The organism is Oleiphilus sp. HI0132, from assembly GCF_001635845.1.
The window spans coordinates 1-2,709 of record NZ_LWGJ01001298.1; the positions used below are offsets into that span (position 1 = coordinate 1).

The following is a 2,709-nucleotide window of genomic DNA, read 5'->3' on the forward strand; positions in this document are numbered from 1 at the left end:
AAGCGCTTAAGCAATTTAAGAAGCAGGGCTTGGATATTAAATTAAAGGCGCGTGTTAATGGTACCGATATCAAGCGCGGCCTCGTAAACGTTAGCTATGAAGATACCAAAGGTGCGCAAGAACTTAAGGTTGATAAGTTGATAGTCGCTGTCGGTCGCCGACCAGTAACAGAAGACTTGTTAGCGGCTGATAGCGGTGTAAACCTCGATGAGCGCGGATTTATCTTCGTAGATGACCATTGTAATACAGGCGTTCCGGGTGTTTATGCCGTAGGCGATGTTGTACGTGGTCCAATGCTAGCGCATAAAGGCTCTGAAGAGGGGGTTATGGTTGCTGAGCGTATTGCTGGTCAAAAGACTGAAGTTAATTACGATACGATTCCCGGGGTTATCTATACCAACCCTGAAATCTCTTGGGTTGGACGTACTGAAGAGCAGCTAAAGGCTGACGGTGTTGAGTATAACGTTGGTACTTGTCCGTTTGCTGCAAATGGCCGTGCAATGGCAGCGAATAACACTGCAGGTATGGTTAAGGTATTAGCAGATGCTAAGACGGACAGAGTACTTGGTGTTCATATGATAGGTGGCAGTACTTCTGAGCTAATTGCGCAAGCGGTTATCGCGATGGAGTTTGGTTCTAGCGCTGAAGACCTTGGTTTGACAATGTTTGCTCACCCAACATTGTCAGAAACGGTCCATGAAGCTGCATTAGCTGTTGGTGGTCATGCGATTCATATTGCAAATAGAAAGAAACGTAAATAAATAATAACGCATATTCCCCGCATTATTTCAATAGATAAGCGGGGCTAGTGCGAACATAACACGGGAAAGAAAAGGGATTTACGCTGTGCCAGCAATGAGTGGCGCAATGTGATCGGTTAAGGATTGACCGAGATTTTGTCCGGCCACTTAATACGAGTGGCATTAATCAATTAAATGACGGAATGAATTATGAATTTACACGAGTATCAGGCAAAACAACTCTTTGCTGAATACGGACTGCCTGTTTCTACAGGTTATGCATGTGACACAGCTGACGAAGCGGCTGCTGCAGCCGATAAAATTGGCGGCGATATGTGGGTAGTGAAGTGCCAGGTTCACGCAGGTGGCCGTGGTAAAGCAGGTGGCGTTAAGCTGGTTAAGTCCAAAGAAGAGATCAAGGCCTTTGCTGAGAGCTGGTTGGGTAAGAATCTTGTCACGTATCAAACAGACGAGAGTGGTCAGCCAGTTGCAAAAATTCTTGTTGAAAGTTGCACTGATATTGCTAACGAATTGTACTTGGGTGCCGTCGTAGATAGAGCGTCTCAGCGCGTAGTGTTTATGGCTTCTACTGAAGGCGGTGTTGAAATTGAAACTGTTGCTGAAGAAACGCCTGAATTGATTCACAAAGCTGAAATTGATCCACTGGTTGGCCCACAGCAGTATCAAGGTCGTGAGCTTGCATTCAAGTTAGGTCTTGAAGGCGATCAGATCAAGCAGTTCGTAAAAGTGTTTATGGGTTTGTCGAACATGTTCAATGATCATGATTTCGCACTATTAGAAATCAACCCTCTAGTCATTACAGACGAAGGTAACATCCACTGCTTGGATGGAAAAATTGGCGTTGATAGCAATGCTTTATATCGTCAGCCTAAGATCCGTGAAATGCACGATCCTTCTCAAGAAGATGAGCGTGAAGCACATGCTGCTAAATTCGAATTGAACTATGTTGCTCTGGACGGAAATGTTGGTTGTATGGTTAACGGTGCCGGTCTTGCAATGGGTACGATGGATATCGTTAACTTGCACGGTGGTAAGCCTGCTAACTTCTTGGATGTTGGTGGCGGTGCGACGAAAGAACGTGTTTCAGAAGCATTCAAAATTATTTTGTCTGACGACAATGTAAAAGCAGTATTGGTTAATATATTTGGTGGTATTGTACGTTGTGACATGATTGCTGAAGGTATTATCGGTGCAGTTAAAGAAGTAGGTGTTGAAGTACCAGTTGTCGTACGACTTGAAGGTACAAATGCTGAAGCGGGCAGAGACGTGCTTGCTAGCTCTGATTTGGATATTATCGCGGCAGAATCATTGACAGATGCTGCAGAAAAAGTTGTCGCTGCAGCGGAGGGTAAATAATGTCAGTTTTAATTAATAAAGATACAAAAGTTATCTGTCAGGGTTTTACTGGTGGGCAAGGTACTTTCCACTCAGAGCAAGCTATTGCATATGGCACGCAAATGGTTGGTGGTGTAAGTCCGGGTAAGGGTGGTCAGACTCATCTTGGTCTTCCAGTATTCAACACTGTTAGCGAAGCGGTTGAAGCTACGGGTGCGACGGCTACGGTTATCTATGTTCCAGCACCTTTCTGTAAAGATGCGATTTTAGAGGCGATTGATGCAGGTATCGAGCTGATCGTTACCATTACTGAAGGCATTCCTACTTTGGATATGGTTGATGTGAAGGTTAAGCTTGATCAAGCTGGCGTTCGTATGATTGGACCAAACTGTCCTGGTGTTATCACCCCAGGAGAGACTAAGATCGGTATCATGCCTGGTCACATTCACCTACCAGGAAAGGTTGGTATTGTTTCTCGCTCAGGTACTTTGACTTATGAAGCGGTTAAGCAAACAACTGATGCAGGCTTCGGTCAGTCAAGTTGCGTAGGTATTGGTGGTGACCCAGTACCAGGTACTAGCTTTATTGATGTTTTGGAAATGTTCCAGAACGA

General features: G+C 44.9%; 3 protein-coding genes. All 3 read left to right on the forward strand.

Annotated elements, in window-relative coordinates; all coding sequences use genetic code 11:
- Positions 1-761: FAD-dependent oxidoreductase (locus A3766_RS19830; RefSeq protein ID WP_156508994.1), on the forward strand; the 761-nt coding region annotated here is incomplete at its 5' end.
- Between the two features lie 189 nt (positions 762-950).
- Positions 951-2,117, forward strand: a complete 1,167-nt coding sequence (gene sucC, locus A3766_RS19835) for an ADP-forming succinate--CoA ligase subunit beta (RefSeq protein WP_068642833.1) — start codon at positions 951-953, stop codon at positions 2,115-2,117.
- Positions 2,117-2,709, forward strand: a 593-nt coding sequence (locus tag A3766_RS19840; protein WP_068642835.1) for a succinate--CoA ligase subunit alpha, incomplete at its 3' end; no start/stop codon positions are given. The genes sucC and A3766_RS19840, both read left to right, overlap by 1 nt.

Bases quoted from the DNA above. Each gene is read 5' to 3' on its own strand.
- sucC (WP_068642833.1), top strand. From the start codon at position 951: ATGAATTTACACGAGTATCAGGCAAAACAACTCTTTGCTGAATACGGA.